Origin of the sequence: Corynebacterium mustelae, from assembly GCF_001020985.1 — a bacterium.
Lineage (GTDB): Bacteria > Actinomycetota > Actinomycetes > Mycobacteriales > Mycobacteriaceae > Corynebacterium > Corynebacterium mustelae.
On sequence record NZ_CP011542.1, the window covers coordinates 2,344,799 to 2,364,571 of the forward strand.

At 56.6% G+C, this 19,773-nt stretch carries 11 protein-coding genes; 9 read left to right on the plus strand and 2 right to left on the minus strand.

The features are described from left to right. Positions 1–6 precede the first annotated feature (6 nt). The 4 genes from CMUST_RS10415 (at position 7) to CMUST_RS10430 (ending at position 9,798) form a co-directional block, all read left to right on the plus strand. Positions 7–1,149 carry a hypothetical protein gene (locus tag CMUST_RS10415; protein WP_047262466.1) on the plus strand — a complete coding sequence of 381 codons (1,143 nt, stop codon included), beginning with the start codon at positions 7–9 and terminating at the stop codon, positions 1,147–1,149. Positions 1,150–1,547: 398 nt separating this feature from the next. Continuing rightward, entirely contained in the window at positions 1,548–2,195 is a 648-nt protein-coding gene (locus tag CMUST_RS10420; protein WP_047262467.1) for a hypothetical protein, read from the plus strand. A gap of 301 nt (positions 2,196–2,496) precedes the next feature. After that, positions 2,497–5,253 (plus strand): hypothetical protein, encoded by a 2,757-nt coding sequence (locus CMUST_RS10425; protein WP_047262468.1) that lies wholly within the window; start codon positions 2,497–2,499, stop codon positions 5,251–5,253. A gap of 144 nt (positions 5,254–5,397) precedes the next feature. Continuing rightward, a complete protein-coding gene (locus CMUST_RS10430; protein ID WP_047262469.1) occupies positions 5,398–9,798 on the plus strand; it encodes a hypothetical protein in 4,401 nt (1,466 codons plus the stop codon). Positions 9,799–10,011: 213 nt separating this feature from the next. Here the strand turns inward: CMUST_RS10430 and CMUST_RS10435 are convergent, their stop codons facing one another. Further along, positions 10,012–10,470, minus strand: a complete 459-nt coding sequence (locus tag CMUST_RS10435; protein WP_047262470.1) for a hypothetical protein — start codon at positions 10,468–10,470, stop codon at positions 10,012–10,014. A gap of 13 nt (positions 10,471–10,483) precedes the next feature. Continuing rightward, on the minus strand, positions 10,484–10,927 hold the full coding sequence (locus tag CMUST_RS10440; RefSeq protein WP_047262471.1) for a hypothetical protein: 444 nt from the start codon (positions 10,925–10,927) through the stop codon (positions 10,484–10,486). A gap of 175 nt (positions 10,928–11,102) precedes the next feature. Between CMUST_RS10440 and CMUST_RS10445 the strand changes: the two genes are divergently transcribed. From CMUST_RS10445 to CMUST_RS16040, 5 genes are all read left to right on the plus strand, one after another. Further along, positions 11,103–13,955, plus strand: coding sequence for a hypothetical protein (locus tag CMUST_RS10445; RefSeq protein ID WP_047262472.1), 2,853 nt, complete (start codon positions 11,103–11,105; stop codon positions 13,953–13,955). A 63-nt stretch (positions 13,956–14,018) separates the two neighbouring features. Continuing rightward, on the plus strand, positions 14,019–15,536 hold the full coding sequence (locus tag CMUST_RS10450) for a hypothetical protein (RefSeq protein ID WP_047262473.1): 1,518 nt from the start codon (positions 14,019–14,021) through the stop codon (positions 15,534–15,536). Next, on the plus strand, positions 15,533–17,350 hold the full coding sequence (locus CMUST_RS10455; protein WP_047262474.1) for a hypothetical protein: 1,818 nt from the start codon (positions 15,533–15,535) through the stop codon (positions 17,348–17,350). Before CMUST_RS10450 ends, CMUST_RS10455 begins: the two co-directional genes overlap by 4 nt. 26 nt (positions 17,351–17,376) lie before the next feature. Beyond that, entirely contained in the window at positions 17,377–19,125 is a 1,749-nt protein-coding gene (locus tag CMUST_RS10460; protein ID WP_158408224.1) for a hypothetical protein, read from the plus strand. Continuing rightward, the gene (locus CMUST_RS16040) at positions 19,122–19,730 is read left to right on the plus strand and encodes an SMI1/KNR4 family protein (protein ID WP_052844672.1); all 609 of its coding nucleotides are present in this window, start codon (positions 19,122–19,124) and stop codon (positions 19,728–19,730) included. The genes CMUST_RS10460 and CMUST_RS16040 overlap by 4 nt, the downstream gene beginning before the upstream one ends. Positions 19,731–19,773: the final 43 nt, after the last annotated feature.

A 19,773-nucleotide genomic window follows, 5' to 3' on the forward strand; every position in this document is an offset into this window, starting at 1 on the left:
ACCGCCATGCCTGAATTGAGTATTCCCCAACCGCCACGGTTAGCGTCGGATGGTTCTGACGCCGAGTTTGTCGCAGCAGTTCACCGGGTGGCGGCGGCGCTTGCCCACCCGCTAATAGAAGGTGCCGCTGATTTCAGCGATTGGGAGTTTGTGGATACCATTGGCCGCGAAAAGCTGTGGCTAACAGCGCTTTCGCGTGCGCATCTTCCGCTTAATGTGGTGCAGCGTTGGCACGGGTTTCTTTCGTGGTGTGCCACTTATGGTGTGTTGGGTAGGTGGCGTCAAACCCCCATTACTGCACACTCCGCCTACCCGCATGTACAGGAGCATTGGGAGGATTATTCCCTAGTGCACTATTTGTATAATGAACAAAACCTGTTGTGGAATCCTGTCCTCACCACCACACCACCGGTTGCATTCCGCGTTGAGGATTTGTTTGTGCCCACTGATAAGTTCCGCTACGCCCTTGACCAGATCCTTATCTGGCACGAGAAGCGATCCCCCGCGAACCATCCCACCAAGAATCCGTTTGGGGAATTGCTTCAGAAGAAAGCGCAGGAAGCAGCCTTATTCACTCCCCTGCCTAAGAGCGTGTGGGTGCGCATTTTTGAAACCCATTTTCTGGGCAGGCCACACACGTGCCCGCCTGCGGGAATAAACATACGGAATGTCACGGCGTTTCATAAGGCAGTGACTGAGTATGTGAATACTCCCACTAGTATTTTCACGTTGGAGCTCCCGAGCTTTTTCTTCGCCGAAATGTGGCACCCGCTTTTCCATCTAGAGGGCCCTTCCATGAAAAATTTGCAAGCTGTGTGGGCTAGGCGTTGGGGTCAGCCGTGGATTCATTGCGAAGATGAGTGGCTGGAGCAGATCCCCCGCTCGATGTATCCGCAGCTTGCCCAGCTGTTTTTCGCTAATAATCAAGACGGCAATGAAATATCTGCATGCTCATGGCAGGATCGGCTTCCTGTGCTTACCTGCCTGGCGCAGGTGGTTTCCCCGGGCACTCCGGCAGCACGCGTGGTTGCGGATCAGATTGAAGCGGGAATTGCCGTGGCCAGCAACAATAATTCCAATTTTGCGTGTGAATTAAACCTCCTTGAGTATCTGCGTTCCGACACGTCCCGCCGCTTCCCCTCCCCTTGATGCGCTGTGGCTTTCTGGCGTGGCAGCGGGGGTGCAGTTTTCCATCACAAATCGCACACATGGGTGATTATTGCTCGCTACAATTTTGTTGATCTGCACTAACCAACCGCCCTTAGTTTCGCACCATCATGATTGACCTGCGCTGATCACTGAATCTTACTGGGTTTGCGATAGGGCATGAAGACCCCGCCTACTCCAATCGACACGATCGCAGGTCCTTTGCCGCTAAGCGTGCTGCGCCCTCGGTTTTATCCCCCCCTTTTCAAAGACGCAATCTCGTCGACTAGCAGGGACGATTCACACTCGTCACATCACCTATTCAAAAACAACCCCATCCCGCCACTAATCCCTCTAAGCTTTTGAAATAAGACCGCCATATTTTTGAGGACGTGATTGTTATGAAGAAGCAATTACTTGCTTTAACCGCCTGCTCCTTGGTTCTTGCGGGTTGCTCGAATTCTGATACACCCAAAACGACAGAAGCCGCCCCCACAACGTCCCATTCGATCCCTGTACCAAAAACTTCGGTGGAAAATAAGACACCTCTGGCGGATACCGACGTGGGATTTTTGGGGTTGCAAGCTCCCGAAGGCGCAGTCGATATTCATCGTCATTCCTTCAACGAATACGACCCATCAGTCATTGAAGCATTTCCACATTTGCGGCAATATGAGCCAGAAATTCACAGGTGGATGGGTAATTATCCCCATGTCACATACGAACAGATCCTTGAGAAGGTTCGCACTACATTGGGTGAAGATCGCGCTTTTGGGGAGATCAATGGCATGAAGTATGCGGAAATCACCAGCATTCCGAACCCACTCCTCCTTCAAACTGAAGATGGGCAGCAAATGAAAGAGCATCAGCTTTGCTGGGAGGAACAAATAGGGGAAGGTGCCTACCGCTCCCTGACCATTTTTATCCGTGAGTTTCAGTACCCTGAGATGCCAATTTCTGGTGTGGAATACTACTACGCAACCCCGTTCGGCTCCGATTGTAATACTCTGGCGAAAGATGACTTCGACACCTTGTCACAGGGAGGATAAGACTCCAACGATCGCTGGGTATTGCCACACCCCATGAGATTAGCCAGGTTACCCCTAGTGAACCTGACTTACTTTAAGGGCTCCCCACTTGTGTGCGCACGGTTTGGCGTCATGTGCTTTTCGACGCCAAACTAGGCCGCCCCATCGCACTTTCTAGCAGTGCTCCAGGTAGAAAATATTCGTTGAGCCCGCGTAGCAGCGGCGGCATGTTATTCCTCGCAAATCGCACACATGGGTGATTATTGCTCGCTACAATTTTGTTGATCTGCACTAACCAACCGCCCTCATCTCACCCCTCACCATGATTGCTCTGCGCTTTTCTCCTCACCCCACGAATGCCCCGCTTATCGCGGTTGCCTTTCGCTCACCTGCACTTTCCCATCCGATTGTTCTGCTGTGCCCAGAACCCATCGTGGATAGCGAAGTGGAAGCGTTAGGCATGTGTGGTTTATCTGCAACTGGGCAGTCCTTTTGTGGGTTTACGTCACCGCGTGGCTTGGGCTTTTTTGAAAGAACGCTCTTGCACAACCCCGAACACGCACACCGCGCCCGCAGGCTTGTGGCGCGGCTACGGTGGGCGCGTCGACAAGCAATCGCAGATCCCGAAAAAATCAGTGCTTGGGCGGAGAAAACCGCAGCCAAACTGCGCGAAACTGCCCCGAAGCTGTGTGAGTTTTTCTTAGACGAGGTCGCCCGAATCTTTGTCGGCACCCGAAACTTTGATCATGCGCAGCACTTTTTTAGCCACGCGCGTGAGGCTGAACGCGGGCTTTGCCGCACTCCCGACACCATCGAAGTTGTCCGCGATTTCGCGGCCCTTGGGCTTATCGACGCCGCCACCTTGTCCTACGAAGCGCACCGTGATGCTGGGGAGATGTCGCCGCAGGATAGGTGCCAGTTTTTCGGCAAGCTTCTCCTTGCTCAAGCGCATGCAGGGGTAAGCCTATATGAGGAGGCTTTCGCCGACCTGCATCATGTAAGCACGCAGTGCGGGATAGATCTAGGGGAAGTTGAGCTGGATTTTGTTGCGGCGTACTTGCGCACTCCCGCTTTTCGCGACACCGCCGCGGGTCCACTTGAAAGTATCGCTCAGCTGCTTCCCGACGTGATTGCTAGGCATCCTGATAGTGCGGAAATCTTGCTCACGGTTATCCCTCCGAAGTGGCAATTCGTTGATTATTTTCACATGCTTGACAAGTCTGGGCTATGGGAGGTTTTGCGCAACGATCCTGATCGACTGCGCCGCTGGTTCAGCACTGTGGTTGACTGTGCGGGCCACACAAAGTTCTTTAGCAAAACCGATAAGCAGTGTCTGGAGGCTTTGCTGGAAACCGGCACAGCATTAGAGGGACTAACAATCACTATTGGGGTCGAATCCCCGTGGTCAGAGGATAAGTACAGGTTTCACCCTGATTTCGCGGATGTATTGTGCGAGTTGGGTGTCAGGGTGCGTACCCGCATCGAAGACCCCAGTGCTTTCACACACTTTGACCTTGGTGCGTGGGAGGACAATCACCACCGCGATCTGAGCCATCTTGTCGCATGTTCGGATCTTGAGCAGCAGCTTCTTGATTCCGTCACTAGGTGCGGTCGGTGGCGCGTATTCGATGCCCTTTTCGATAATCCCCCAACAAAGGCTCTGGTAGCCCGCTGGATTGATCGCTTCAACGACCAGCAGCGTGCGGCGGCCGGTTCGTTTTCGACTTGGATTGCTTTGGACGAAGAGCTCGCCTGTTTCGAGAATCTTCGCCAAGATCCGCGTCTTGAGGCGATCAACCCGGACGCGTGTGCGGGGATCATGGGGGCGGATCCCGCTGCGGAGCTGGCCGAAAAGATCAGGCGCGGAACGATTGCGGAATACTCGTGGCCCACGTTTGAAAAGATCGTAGGCCCCCACACCCTGGGCAAGGATCAGTCGGTTTTGGGGCATTTCCCCGAGGTGTTTATTGAAGATGATGGGCATTTTTATCTGATTAATGGAACCCACGAACGCGTTTTCCACACAACCGAAAACCCGGAGGTTTATCAGGTTTCACTCACCGATGATGATGTTTTCATTATTTTTGAAGACCGCCACACCATCGCATCACGGTCGATGTGGCTTTCCGAGGGAATTCCGCGCCCTATTTACGCGGAAGAGTTTTGTTACGAGGGGGATTATCCCCTCACGATCGACGGTGTCCCGCACCTTGTCACCTACCCCATCGCCCCTGGCACTCCAGTATCCACGTTCGAGCTGGGCACACACATCGGTGTGGGGCCGGTGTATGTGCAGTCGTGGGAGGAGGACGAAGACATCGTCTTTGTACTCCTCGGTACTAAAACTTTGACAACCGCGCAGTTCAATGCGCAGTTGCGTGCTGGTACGCTTCCAGGTGTGCCGCTGCCAGAAGCTGCTTTTGGGTTCCTGCCAGGGGATGCCGAGCTGGATTTCTCGGAAAGCTTCGTGGTGCCGGCAACTGACACCACCGAAGATTCCCCGCTGGGTGTTGATGCTGGTCTACACTACAATTTCTGCTTCACCAGCGATTCTGAGCCCGGCAAAAGTTGGTGCATTACGCCACTGGGCGCCTTCTGCTTTACTGGTAAACCTTTCGGCGTGGTCCCAATACCCGGCCACACCGATGGTGATGGTGACAGCCCAGTGTGGTTGATCCGTAAAGACAGTTTCGGCCGCACTGCTACGCTTTTCGACGCCACCACCAACACCGAGTTTTTCCCACCGTACACAGGTGCAGGCGATTTCCATGCCCTCAATTCCCTGCCCGTGTCAGGTTTTCACCACCTTCGTGTCCGCAACGAGAAGGTTTCGTCCAAGATGCGTTCCTGTACCACCGGTCAAGCCGCCGAATTTTTGGAAAACCCACTGGCCATCCTCGACTTTGCCGAAGGTGACGAAACCTTGGCAGCCGCCATTGCCGGAATGATACCGGGAACCCAGTGGATGTCTGGAGCAAACGTTAAGCTTCCCCACCTTGATTCGATTCCTCCACCGTTGCGGTTTCTCTATGAGCAGCTAGGCCCTCCACCCAACAGTATTGAAAACAATTCGGTATAAAACTCCTATCCGCTTGGTACCTTCCGCCACCAGAAAGTTGTGTCACAGTGATTCCTCTTCGCACCACCAAAACTGCTGATAACGTGCCTCTTGCTGCGGTGACTTACACCACGCCGATCCTTGGTACCCCCCATTGTCCGGCTGATGGCGGAACCACTTATTGCGGCGGAGACTTTCACTCTCACCACTTTCGGGCTCACGGAATCAGCACGCACCACTGTCGGTTCCACCCCGAATCGCGCCCTTGGCTTCCCCGCGTGGGTGATCCTCAACGACCCCGACAATGCGCAACACGCCCTTAATCTTGTGGCGGACGTGGCGTGGGCGCGTCGAAAAGCAAAGTCTGAGCCGGCGAAGGTACGCAAGCGCATCAATGACCTAGTTTCGGCTGTGGAGAAGTCAGCGCCACACATCCTCCCCACTTTCTTGGAGGAGGTCGCCCGAATCTTCGTTGCACACCAGAACATTAGTTTTGCGCAACAGTTTTTCGGGAAAGCCCGCGATATGGAACACAAGCACGGGCTGAGCATTGACCCTGTGCGCCATGCCCAAGCGTTCGCGGAGTTCGCAAGATATGGGGCTTTGAGTGGGAAAACGCTGCGGCAGGAAGCCCGCGACGTAGCCACACGCCTGAAGCCGCAGGAAGCCTTCGACTACTTCCGCAACCTCGTGCTTATCCAGGCGCATGCCGGTGCGGGACTATACACCCAGTTTTTCCAGGATCTGTCTGGTCTAGCCGCGCCCCTGGGGTTAGACATGCAGGCGGTTAAACTGGACTTTTTCGCCGACTACATCCCTACCCGCAGTTTCCCCGACTCATCGTCTGAGCTGCTCAAGGAGATTTTTGGGTACCTTCCCACGCTTGTACACGACCACCCTGAGCTCGCCGAGGCACTCTATGAGTCCATCCCCAAAGAGTGGACGTTAAACCGTTACGTTGAAATGCTCAACACGACTGGCCTGTGGGAACCATTGTGTGCCGACCCGGCGCGGTTTGCCCAGTGGTTGGATGTGGTGGTTGCGCATGGGAATCGCCATACGGGGTTCTTTGCTAAAACGAATCGGTTGTTTGTAGATGCGGTGGATCGTAATAGGGATGTGCTTGTGGGGGTGCCTTGTGTGACCAAGAGTTCGGACTATCATCTTGATTTTTTGGATGCGTTTGTTGCTGCGGGTATGCGGTGGTCAACGCTTAAGGGTGTGAAGCTGGAAGATTATCGTCTGGATTTTGGTTCGTGGTTGCGCAGGCATGAGCGGGATCTTTCGGCGTTGGTTGCGTTTGTGGGGTCGCAGCCGGTGCGTCCTGAGCGGTCGTGGCTGGTTGATGGGTTGCCGTTGCGGGCGTTGTGGTATTCGGCGGAGTTGTTGTTGGGTGGTGAGGCAACACGGACGGTGGTGCGGTGGAAGCTTGAGGGGTTGCGGGATGCGCAGGTTCGGGCGCGGGGGTCGCTGGCTGCGTGGCAGTTGCTTGAGTGGGATGATCGGTTTGTCCGCGCGCCCCAGCTGCGGGAGGTGTTTCCGGAGTTGGTGGATGATCTGTTGAATCTTGATCCTGGTGTGGAGTTGGCAAAGCGGCTTCAGCGTGGCACGTTGGTGGAGTATGCGTGGCCTAAGTTTGAGGAGGTTGTGCCGAAGCCGTTTACGGAGCGTACGGTTGTGTCGGCGGCGTTTCCGTTTGTTTCTGTGCGTAGGTTTCAGACGTTGCATATTTTTGATGGTGACCAGGTGCGTGTGTGTGAGTTGCCTACACCGGATGTGCTGCACACGGTCCCTACTGGTGATGATGTTTTTGTCACGATTGTCGGGCATTCGAAGCGTGATAGTTATCAGTGGATGTGGCTTTCTGCAGGGGTGTTGCATGCGGTTACGCCGTCGGTTTATGTATGTGCACCTGGCGAGTATGTGAGTTATTTTGACGGCACGCTGGTTATCGGCCCGACGGCGATTGCCGGCGGTGATTTGCCTTCGGAGCCTGAGGGGTTGCAGTTGGGGTTTGGCCCGGTGTACGCAACAAATTTTGCGGATGCGACAAGTTTTACGGTGCTGCCGGGTGGGGAGAAGATTTCGGCGAAGGAGTTGAATCGTCAGTTTGTGGCGGGGGTGTTGCCGGGTCTTGAGTTGCTGGAGGCTACTGCTGTTGCGCGCGAGAATAGTGCTGAGATTAATGTTGCTTTGAGTTTTACGGCCAGCGTGCGGGAGTCGACTGCGGGTTCCCCGGTGGGTGTGGCGGATGGCCGCCATTTTGGTGTGTCGTTGACGGCTGGGCCTAGCAGATGGTGGTGGGTCAGTCCATTGGGGACATTTTACTCAACAATGGGTGCTTTCCAAGCTATGGAAAAGCCGTTGGGTGATGTGTGGTATGTGCGCCCACCTGCGAAGACCGGGGTGGGGCCTTCGCTTTTCGACGCCGCGACGGAAACCGAGATAGCACCGTCGCGGGATCATAGGGGTGAGTATCATGTGTTGACCCGTCTCCCACTCGCGGGGTTGCATCAGCTTCGTGTGCGCAACGAAAAGGTGAGTGAACGGATGCGCGAGTGCACGCCTAAGCAAGCTGCGGCTTTGATTGCCAACCCGGCGAAAATCCTTGAGTTTGCTGATGGTGATGAAACTCTTGCTGCTGCAATTGCGGGAATCATTGTTGAGGTGAGCCAGGTCAGTGGGATGGTGATTACTGTGCCGTGGGTGGAAACACTGCCGAAGTTTCTCACCTTCCTGTACCGTAGTGTGCCGCTCACGCCAGGGTCGCAGCCTGCGAAATTACCTGCTGCACCGGAAAAGCCTGCCGATGTGGTGGCAAAACCTGCATCGACCACGCCGGTGATTCCCGCCCCACCAACTTTAGGGCGTCATTTCAGCGTGAAGCTGCGTCAATCACTCCATGAATTGGCAAAGATGCTACACCTACCCCAGGATGCTTCCAGTGAGTTTGCCTTACACTCTTATGTGTTTTCCGATTTTGTGGGTCAGGAGAAAATGTGGCTCGCGTGGCTTTCCTGCCCAGGTCAACCGCTACAGAAAGTGCAAGATTACCACCGACTTCTATCGTGGTGCGTGGAAAACGAGGTGTTGGGCACGTGGCGAATAATTGAAACCCCGGACGTATCGTCGAAGCAGCCTGAGGGGAAGTTTTGGGACATTTCAGTCGCGGGGAAGGACTTTTCGGTGCGCCTGGTGAGGGCGTCGACAAGCGATGCACCGGAAACCCACGCGTGGGATGACCTTTTCGTGCCAGCAGCCGAGTTCCAAACGGCACTCGATGAGATTCTTGCGTGGCACACAAACCGCGCGAAGAATGACACGCAGCTGACACCCTGCTGGGATGAGGTAACCATCAAGGATGTAGCCGCGCAGGCAGCCGCCGTATCCACGCTTCCCGCCAGCGCATGGGAAAGCCTCTTAAGTGGGGCGTACACATCAATCATCAGCAATGCAGGAAATGGGAATTATGGAGAAGACGACATCATGTCCACGATGTTGAAGATTACCCAGTCTCGTGTACACGGATTCAGCTGGTCTCAGTTCGACCTGTTCGGCGGATTCCACGGACTGATCCTTGGGTGCGGATGGCATAAGGACTTCCTGCGCACAGGACCGGACGTGTCGAAGATTCAGGTGGCGTGGGAAAAACTGTGGGGTAAGCCGTGGATTCACCTCACCGACGAAATGCTTGCGCACATCCCCAGCGAACTTGGCAACGTAATCACCCCTGAGTTTCACGCCGATCCGCGACTCGGCGCAGCAAAACGGAAGCACATAGCGTACGACGATTCCCCACATCAGTCCTTCGGCAGAGAACCTTCACACGAAACTAACGTGGCGTGCCTGTTGCCCACTTACCTGTATTTGGCGCAAACAGTGGACGCAGGAAGCCCACCAGCACTACACATCGCCGCACTACTGAACTACATAGGCACCTTCCCTACACACTCCGATACACCTGTGTTCGGCTGCGACTACCAAAAAGCTCGCACAACTGGGATATGGATAGACAAGATCGCCCCGCAGCTTGTCAAAGAAAGCTACCTTGACACCCTGATTGAGCATCTCACGACCGGACACTCACACTCCGGCGTGCAACAGGACCCAGCCGTCAGTGCCCCAACCATCGTCACCGATGTGGCATCCACTCTCAACCTCAGCCCTGACACCGCCCGCTACTACCTGCAACTTTTGGCATTGGCCAACCCCACAGACATGAACGTGCGGCGCTGGAACAGGTGGACGAAAAAGCAACTAGATAAGGCCCAAGAGGAACTTCTTGCCCAAGAACTCGTTGTGGCTGGGAAGCGGCCCGGATCAAGGCGTAAAATTTTCCTCCCCGGTGGCTGGCTCGATAAAACCGATGATGGCCCGGGGATGGAAACATGGAAAGCCACCCACTACCTGCTGTGGAAAGACACAAAGTGCCGCCCCGTGGTGGTGAGCTGCCCACCCATGATCCCCTATTCACACCTGTTTGCTGAGGTGTGGGCGCGGCATACCTCCGGCGATAAACCGGGCTATGAGGAGTTGAGCACACAAAGCTACCGGTTGAAACATTAGCTTTGCGCTCCCACCTTTTTCATATCCCACTAGGGGCGTGCCGTGGGGCGCACAGCGAGAGTAGGAAGGGTAGGTGTGCACAAAGTGCTGACATTCACTGTGTAAAAAGTATTGACACTTCACGTGCCTACCGTTTTGCATACTTTTCAAATCAGATAGTATGCAAAACTCCCGCGCTCAAATTGTCAGAGCCTTGTATACAACTTCCCTCACTCACAAAATCGAGCCACGTTCCAAATACTCAAGAAACTTTTCACACAGCCCCAGCCCACCATCGATTTCATAGAGGGTGTTCACGAAGTGAGCGATGTGTGAGTCTTGTTGGTCGTCGGGGGTGACGTTGGTAAGAAAATCTGTATCCGATAGGAAAAACACCACGCGAATAATCCGCGCGTCGCGGTCATCACGTTGGCTGCGATCCCAGTAGCCGGTTGCATCCCCATAGTTTCTGAATGCGGATTCTAAAGCCTTTGCAGTTATAGCACCGTCAAGGAAACCGAAGCCGCATTCCACCAGTGAGGCTATTGGTGCAGGGGCGGTGGCAAGCAGCACCACCTTGTCTTTTATAAAGGTGAGGACTGTGCGAATAAACGCGTCGTAGTTATCCATCAGGGTGCCGTCTTCAATGGCATCCACAATGTCGTTGAACTGAGCAATCTCTTCAGGTTCCATCAGCACACTCCTTTCACACAAACAAGGAATAGAACTTTTCACACAACGTCGTATTTTGGTTAATGCCGTAGAGCCAATGAACCAGGTAGGAAACGTGGGAATCTTGCTGGTCGTCGGGGGTGACGTTGGTGAGGAAATCCGCGCTCACGCAAAAGGAGGTGACAATCGCGATAGCTTTTTCACGAAGATCATCAGAGCGAGCTATCCGCTTCGCGGGCGATACGTCCCATGCCGATTGCAAGTCCGCAGCGGATAATTCCCCTGAGAGAAAGCGTTCCCCGTATTCCACAAGGTGAGCCAACGACTCTGCACTCTTGGCATCCTTAGCAAGCGGGACGATTTCCGCCTCGATGAAGCGGAAAGTTTTCTGGATAAACAACTCGTAGTCGGTTTCCACGATGCCGTCTTCAATATCGTCCAAAATGGTGAGGATTCGTGCAATCTCCTGCTGATCCACCGCCACAACTCCTTCACAGACGCACCCTGCTTTCAAAGAAAGTCTAGCCACCACTAGGCAAAAAATTCCCCCACATCCGCGTGCCGAGGATGACGGTGAGTTTTCGGCGTCGACAAGCAAAAACTTTATTAATCTAGGACAGACACTAATCTCGTGCGAGAAAGTACCGTGCACCATGAATCGCTCAACCCAGCAACACCCCCTGATTGCTTTAAGCTTCGACAACGCGCATTATGCGGCACCTGTGGTGCGGCTTGTGCCGAAACCGCAGGTGGCGGCGGAACAGGCGGCACTGAAACACTTCGGCTTCACCCCAACCTCACAGCACATGGTGGGGGTCACGCACACTCGCGCGGGTGGTTTCGCGGCATGGGATACGGCGGCAACCCCGCAGGAAGCGATACGCATTGCGAAGCTGGTGGCGGACGTGGCGTGGGCACGCACAACTGCCCGTGTACACCCTCGTGCGGTGCTGGATCGTTTCTACACCGTTCGCGCACAACTCGAATCACAAACCCCGCACCTTTTGCCAGCATTTTTTGAAGAAGGTGCCCGTGTTCTCGTGGGCCTGGGGCGGGAGGATTTGGCCAAGCAGTTTTTCGGCTGCGCCCGCGACATTGAAGATATTCATGCGCTCCCCATCGACCCGGCGCGTCGTGCGGCGGTGTTTCGGGAGTTTGCCGCGTATGGGGTGGCGGGGGCTGGCGTGTTGCGGAAGGAGGCGACGGTTGTTTCCCGTCGCATGGCGCCGAAGAATGCGTATGAGTATTTCTTGGGCGTTGTTTTGGGGCAGGCGGAGCGTGGTGTGCCCGCTTATGCGGGTGCTATGGCCGATGTGCGCCGGTTGGGCACACAGGCGGGGTTGTCGCAGGCCCAGGTGGATGAGGATTTTTGTGCTGCGTATGTTTCTTCGGCCGCGTTTGTGCGCTCCCCGGGGTCACTAATCCACGAGATTGTTCGTGTACTGCCTGCGCGGAAGGACCCTGAGTTGGGGTGTGTGTTACGTGATGTGGTGCCGCGCCGGGCGGCGGTGGGTGACTATATTTTGGGGTTGCAGAAGACTGGGGTGTGGGATGAGCTGGTGCGGGATTCATCGGCGTGGTGTGGGTGGCTTGAGATGGTGTTTGCGCACGCCCGTAGGTACAGGGAGTTTTTGCAGTCGCCGTGTATGGAGCTTGTCGACGCCATCACCGCGCACCCCGAATTGGTTGCGGGGGTTTCGTTTGATGTAACCCATGTGGGTATCCATGCGGTGTATCGTGAGGCGCTGGTGGCGGCTGGGGCTGTGTATGAAGGCACGCCGCGCGGGGCAGCTCGGGAGGAAACCCTAGGTAATCGCACGGTTTTTGGGGACGGTGTGGTTCCCGCGCCGCCGGTGTTGGGTGATGCGGCGATGGATGTGTTGCACCAGTTTTTTGTCGGCCCGCAGGCGTTTTACTGTGATCGGGTTGCGCTGGCGCACCGTTTGGCTGAGGTTTTGGCTGCGCCGCAGGCTGGTGGTGTGGTTGTGGATCAGGTAGGGCTTTACGTGCCGTTGGGGGTTGGGTGTGAAAAATATATTCTCACCCGCCTTGCCAGTCCCCTGCTTGACCCCGATGTGGCGGAGGAATTGTGCGTGTTTTTCTCCTGGTGTGTGGATGTGGGGTTGGCTGGGCGTTGGTGCATGGAGAAACTGGAGGATTTCTCGCCTTCCCTTGCGCGTGGTCAGGCTATGTGGGTGAATTCGTGCCTTGTCCTACGTGACCGGGAGGGATATGTGCGACTGACGGAAAAGGGGCTGGCGGAACCCCCTGAGGATTCCGGGTGGGCTTCGTTGTTCCTTCCCGCCGAGACCTTCCGCCGCGGGCTAGCAGACATTCTTACCTGGCATTCATCCCGCAAAACAGATGAGAAACCGCGGCTTGGCTGGGAAAATGTGGCGCTGGATGAGGTTGCGCAAGCCCTGGCGATGGACACTGCGTTCCCGCCCATTCTCTGGCGGGTGTTGTTTGCCGGTGTTTACACGGAGGTGGGGTCTTTCTACTCGTGGCCTGAGCATCAGCGCAAAGCATTGAAGCTGTCGAATCGGGCTCTGGGGCAGGCGGAGGATATTCACCACGGCTGTCTTGGTAGTGAGCTTGCGCTGGTCATGGGGGCTGGTTGGCACGACGATTACCTGCGCACAGGCCCACAAGTTCACCAGATCACCACCATGTGGCGAGAGCTTTTCGGTACCCCGTGGATTCACCTTGACGACGCCACGTTTACCGACATTGCGGCCGATGTTGCGCACACGGGTGCGGCGTTCTTTAGTTCCCAGCCGGACTACCAGGCGGTGGAGCCAAGGTATCAGCACACGCTTTTCGACGCCTATCTGCGCCTATGGGACCAAGTAGCACCTGGGAGTGTTCCAGCATGTAACCTTGCCGAACGCATCGAGGCGTTCCGCAGCTATCAGGTGGCCGACTCCCATATTGCGTTGGGTTCCACGCTTGATCCGAGTAGGTTTAAAGCCAGCGAACCGGCAGAGCATTCCCCACGGGCGGTGGCCGAGGGATACCTAGATGAAGTAGTAGGTTACCTACGCACCGGCACCCCACTTGTGGGGGATGCTCACGATCCGAAGCACAGCGCCCCGGAGTGTGTCGCCGAGGCCGCGCACACCCTTGGCATTTCGCCAGATGCTGCGCGGTACTTCCTCCAGCTGCTTGCACTCGCCCACCCTGGAGATGCCAACATTAAACGCTGGAACGGGTGGAAGCCCGCGCAGTTAAATGCAGCATCGCAAGAGCTGGTGGCTGCGAAGTTGGTGGTCCAGGCGGAGCGGAAAGGATCCGGGCGGAAAGTGTTTGTTCCCGGTGGGTGGCTAAACAAATCCGAGACCGGCGTGGGGTTGGAGGTGTGGAAGAAACCCCACTACCTGCTGTGGGACTCACCGGCGCACTGCCCCATAATCCCCAGTTGCCCACCGCTTGTGCCCTACCCCGAGCTGTTTCGCCATGTGTGGCAGCGGTATGTATTAGGTGATCGGCCTGGTTATGGGCACTAGTGCACAGGTAATTTTCAGGCCAAACCCCTGATTCGTGGAAAACCCTGCGCTTAGAATGCAACCATGTCTTTTGTTCAATTAGTGCTCACCGACGATCACACGTTGAACTTTGCCACCATCGACGATTACGTCACCACGCTCATCGACTTAGGCCAGTGGGGTCTTCTCACCCAAAACGCCGCCGAGTTTGCAGGTTGGTTGCAGCATGTTTTCGATATGTCAATCTACTCGTGGGAGTTTTTGGCCAGGCCAAACCCCGCGCTGATTGATGCCCTCCTCACCGTCTCTTTCCCCACCGACTTGCAGCTGAGGGTGTATACCGCACGTGTCAATCCCGACTACCTCGACGCCCTCACCCTCAGCGGTGTGAGCTGGGAACACAACGCTGAATGGGAGGAGGAAAACCCCAGCTCCTTGGACGTGCTCAACCTTGATGCGTGGGCGAAATATGGCACCCGCGACCTTGCGGCGTTGCTTGCCCAAACACACCACAGTTTTGCAGCCCTCAAGTCGATCCCGTTGCGCTGGGCCGAGTGGTCGCAGGACGAGCCCGGCGCGGTCGTCGAAAAGCTGCTGAGATTCGCGCACACGCGTGCGTTTTTATCGCGGGCGCTCGACGAATGCGCCGCACTGCGGGTCGACTATGCCGGGTCGCGACCGGCGTGGCAGGTGTACCGCCGGATACGCGCCCCCTTAGACCGCAGTGAATTGTATGCGCTGAACGAGGGCGCGATGGCAACAATGTTCAGCTTCGACACGGCCGAAGAGTTTGCTCAGCGCCTGCGCTGCGGCACAGTGGTGGAATACACGTGGCCCGACTATGAGTCTTATGCCGAAACACAACACGACTTTGCAAGCTGCCCACTGTTTCCTGCCCATGATCCGTGGCTGTGGGAGGAAGTCACCCGACGGGGTGGGCACGATGAGCGGACGGTGCTACGCGAAATTTTAAACGAACGCGGAATCGACTCGTTTGACCTGAGCACAGTTCCCGAAAAATTCCGGCTGTCCCGCATGAGCTTCCTCCACCCTGTCACAGACGATACCGCCGCCTCACCGCTGGGGTCGGTGGGCGGCCACCACGTTGGCCTGGTGTTCTACTGGGAAGGCCCGTACTTCGAGGAGTTCGTTTTCCTCGGTCCGCTGGGCACTATCACGTGGGAGGAGCAGCCACCTGTTGTGCTGCGGCGCCCCAGCGACGATGGGTTGTGGGTGCAGGATGGTCAGCTTTACGACGCCGCAACCGCCACCGAAATCGAAACGGCTCTCACGCACACAGGCACACCCCACCCGCTGTACTGGATGACCCGCGAAAGCCTCCATTTTCTTCAGATACGCAACAAGCAGGCAAGTCTCAGAATGCGTGGCTGCACCAATGAGCAGGCGCAACAGCTCATCGACGACCCCACACGAATCCTCGCATTCGCTGGCCACGACGAGGTTTTAGCTAGCGCCATCGCCGGAATCCTCGCCAACCTCCTTCACGACGCCGATGGGGCCATTCACCTGCCCGATCTACTCCAGCCCCCGAAATTCCTCACTCACCTGTACGCCACCTACCAGGAACTCCAGCAGCCATGAATCACGATTGTGCACACCCTCTACCCGCGATCACCGCATTCACCACCATCACCGCTTACGTAGACGCACTGGTGGAATCGGGGCACTGGGACGAAATCACCGCCGCCGAAGAAACGTTCACCGAGTGGCTTGGGCAGGTGTTTTCTCACGATTCGTGGGGGTTCTTGTCCCGCTCAGATAACCGTCTCCTTGAAGCAATCACGGGCCTTCACCCCAGCCCTAGCCACGTATTCCCCATTGCGCACGACTCGAAAATACACCTCGACTACCTCGACGCTCTCGCAGCCAGCGGGGTTTCGTGGCAGATCGACCCCGAAAACATCAGTTTCTTGTCATGGTTGGAGCACCACAATCGCGACCTCAATTCCCTCGTGACTGTCCCAGAGGTTCGCGCCGCCCTCCTCGATGATCTTTCCTTCGTTCTCAACGGTTTCCACAACGACTCCTGCGAAACAGACCTTGCAACCCTCCTTGCTTATCCGGCGACGCGCCAGGTGGTCGTCGACAAGCTCACTAGAATGGCCGAGGCGCACGGCACCGTCGCCGGTTCCCAGGAGGCGTGGGAGGATTTCTTGAAAGACTACGGCTGGTTGCAGCGGGCCGACCTGCACGAACTTAACCCCGACGCCATCGACACTTTGTTTCGCTTTGACCCGGCGGCAGAGCTTGCTGTGCGGCTCCAGCGCGGAACACTTGTGGAATACACGTGGCCGGAATACGAAAAGGTCATGGCTGACATTGACGGTGACGTTTTCATCACCGAGCACTTCCCGTTTGTGAGTGTCGCCGACGGCACCACCCTCACCCTTCTCGGCGGTGAGCACCCCCGCACCTTCACTATCCCTACTCACGAAAACCTCCGGCGAGCAATCCCTGTCGAAGATGATCTATTCCTCCACTTCGACGACCCCGAAGGTGCCAGCTACTGGTGGGCAAGCACCAACACCACCACCCGATATGAAACCCCCGCGCACATCCTTAATGCTTTCCACACCGACAGCTACATCTTAGGTAACCGCACCTTCTTCGGCGACGTGGAACTGACCCCCGGTAAAGAACTCACTACCGAACCCGCAGGGGAACTTTTCGGGCAAAACATCCTCTACCACCGCATGTACGTGCCCACCACACCCGGCCCGACAATCCTTCACGGTAAGGCCCCAGACCTCACGTGGGAGATTTTCCACGAACAATTACGCGCCGGGACGCTCCCAGGTATCTCAGTCTTCCCTGATGGTATTCGCGAAATACCAGATGAGCTGAGCTTTCGGTTTTCCAGCTTCATTCACCCCGTCACAGAAGAAACCGCCGCCTCGCCGCTCGGTGCCATCAACAACTACCACTTCTGTTACCGCTTTGAAGCTGATATCGACGACGAATCCGTAGCTCTCGGCCCCTTAGGCTACTTCACGGTTGGCGACGGGGCGCGGACTCCCCTCACCCGCCCCGGTGGCGGCATCTGGTTCGCCTCCGGGTGCGAGGTTTGCGACGGCGAAACACGCACCCAAATCGCACTTTCCCGCACGCACACAGGCGACGAACACAACCTGCATAAGCTGCCGGTTATGGGGTTCCACCACCTCACGGTTCGACATGAGGACGTCAGCCAACGCATGCGCGAGTGCACACCTGAGCAGGCGAAGGCGCTTCTCGACAACCCCACAGAAATCCTCACCTTCGCCGATTACGATGAAGTTCTAGCCGCGGCCATCGCCGGAATCATTGCCGACATAGCATCAATAAAAGAATTCGGGGTTGATCTGCCCGCTCTTGACCAGATCCCTGACTATCTCGAATACTTGTATTCCTCATGACTTCTCAGTTCCCACACTTACACCACATGCCCACTAGGCCATGCACCGTTTCACAGTACGTGCGCAGCCTGAAACGGCAGCGGAAATGGCAGCGTATTTCCTCAACGGAAACTTTTGGCACGTGGCTGGGCATTATTTTCACCCACGCCCGCGACTGTTCCACGTTCCTTGGGCACCCAGACCCTGACGTTCTTGACGCGATCGATACCGTGGGGCACCAACTTTCCGAAACTTTCGCGCTTCCACAAAGCGGGGTTCACCTCGATTACCTTGATGCACTCACCGCTGCGGGAATCACGTGGGAGTTTCTTCCCACGAAGTGGCCGGAGGACGAGTCCGCGCTGAACTTCACCAGCTGGGCTGACACAGGGATGAGGGATTTGGGCGCACTGTGTGGGAAGGAAAGCATCCAGGACACGCTCTGTGCAAGCCTCTACGCGCAGCCTGCTGGGCAGCTCGAACGGATTCTCACCAGGCTGCTTTCTACTCCTGCAACCTGCGCGTTTGTCGCCCGGTGGTTGGGGTGGGTGGCGGGTCGGCGTCGACAAGCGAAAGGGTCTGTGTCGCGCTGGGCGAAACTGCAACCGGTACGCCGATTGTTGTCCAACCCGCGTTTCGCCGCGCTCAACCCCGCCGCGCACCGCGAAATCATGCACGTCGACGCGGCGGAGGAAGTGTGTGCACGGCTGCGGCTGGGGTCGCTTCGCGAATACACGTGGCCGGCATTTGAGGAAACCGTCGCGAGGAAAACCTTCGACCCAACCCTTGTGTGCTGCGACTTCCCCACCGTCGCCGTCTCCGACGGGCACACCGTGACCCTCCTTGTCGGCGATGAGCGACGCAGCGCAACAATTCCCGCCCACACGCAACTCAAGCACGCCGTCGACACCGGGCGTGACACCTACGTCGAGTATTGCGACACGCGCGGAACGTGGCACTACCTGTGGCTTCGCGAGGGAATACCCCGCGCCTTTGACACGCCCGCGCCCCTGATGGAGCGCGAATTTTCCGACGCACAGAAAATCGGCGACACCTGGTATCTTGGGTCAACCCCGCTCACACCGAGGCTCACCCAGCAACCGTACGGGGAACTGTTCGGCCTCGACCCCACATTTTTCTTCACCCCAGACCACACCACCCCACACCCCATGCTCAGCCCTGTCACCTGCGTCAATACCGGCGAAACGCTCAGCCGCGACGAGTTCGACGCCTACGTGTGGGAAACACTGCTTGGGAAACCCCCTCAGATGCGCCCGGGGGAATGGTTCAACTTTTCCAGCACCCTCACCCGCACCACACCTAACACCTGCGACTCGCCGTTGGGCGATGAGAACGGCACACACTACTGCATCATGTTCGGCGGCAATGCGGACGAAGACACTGTTCTTTTCACCCCACTGGGGCAGTTCAGCGGCCCGTTTGGCCTGTGCACCGCGATGAAACGACCAGGTGGCGGCACATGGATTGTGGGCAATGAGCTTTTCGACGCCGCCACCAACCTCCCCATCACCCCAGCGCCCACCCCGCTAAGCGCAGCCCACCCACTGGAATGGTTACCGCTACAAGCACTGCACTATCTTCGGGTGCGCAACCTCGATGTGAGCAGGAAAATGCGGGCCTGCACTGTCAGCGACGCCACGCGCCTGCTAGCGGAGCCGGAATCAGTACACGAATTCACATGCGGCGATGTGGTGCTTGCAGATATGGTGAATGAAATCATTGCCACTGTCCAAGCCCTCACCCTCCCGCCTGCAACGAAAGAACCGCCACAATGACCTCCTACCTGCGCACATTCTATGAAACGGTGACCACCACGTGGCCAACTACACCTGCCGATGGCCAGCCTGATTATGGGGTGGAGCTTCCGCCGCGCATCCCCACCCCGGCCACCGAGGATACAATCGCGGCAGTTGTTTCGCGCTACCCACTCGCCCCACCTGAACTTCTCTGCTTACTGCGGGAAGCGGATGGAACATGGCACAAGGGTGACTTCCGAGGGTTCCTGGTGTTTTTCCGTGAAGTGGATGGATATGTTGAGTCCGCCTGCCTGAACTCCTGCCAAGACATCCTCGACTATAACGAGACGGAAAGCCTCGAAGACTACTACGGTATGGACACGATTCGCGCCGAAGGGGAAAGTCTCCTTGACCCGCGAATCGACCCGACAATCCCCATGAATCAGCGCATGTGGATCGGCACCGACCGTGTTTTCTACGACGTGTACCTCGACTTCAACCCAGCGGAAGGCGGCAAAGTGGGCCAAGTTGTGTGGTCAGTACACGACGCCGACGAGTGGCGCGTCATCGCACCTAGCTTCGCTGACTACCTTTCAACACTCGAAGCACAAGCTGCGACTAACGCCCGGAACTACCACCCCTAGAGGCTGGTGAAAACCTGTGCTCACATCGGTTTACAGCCGCAGA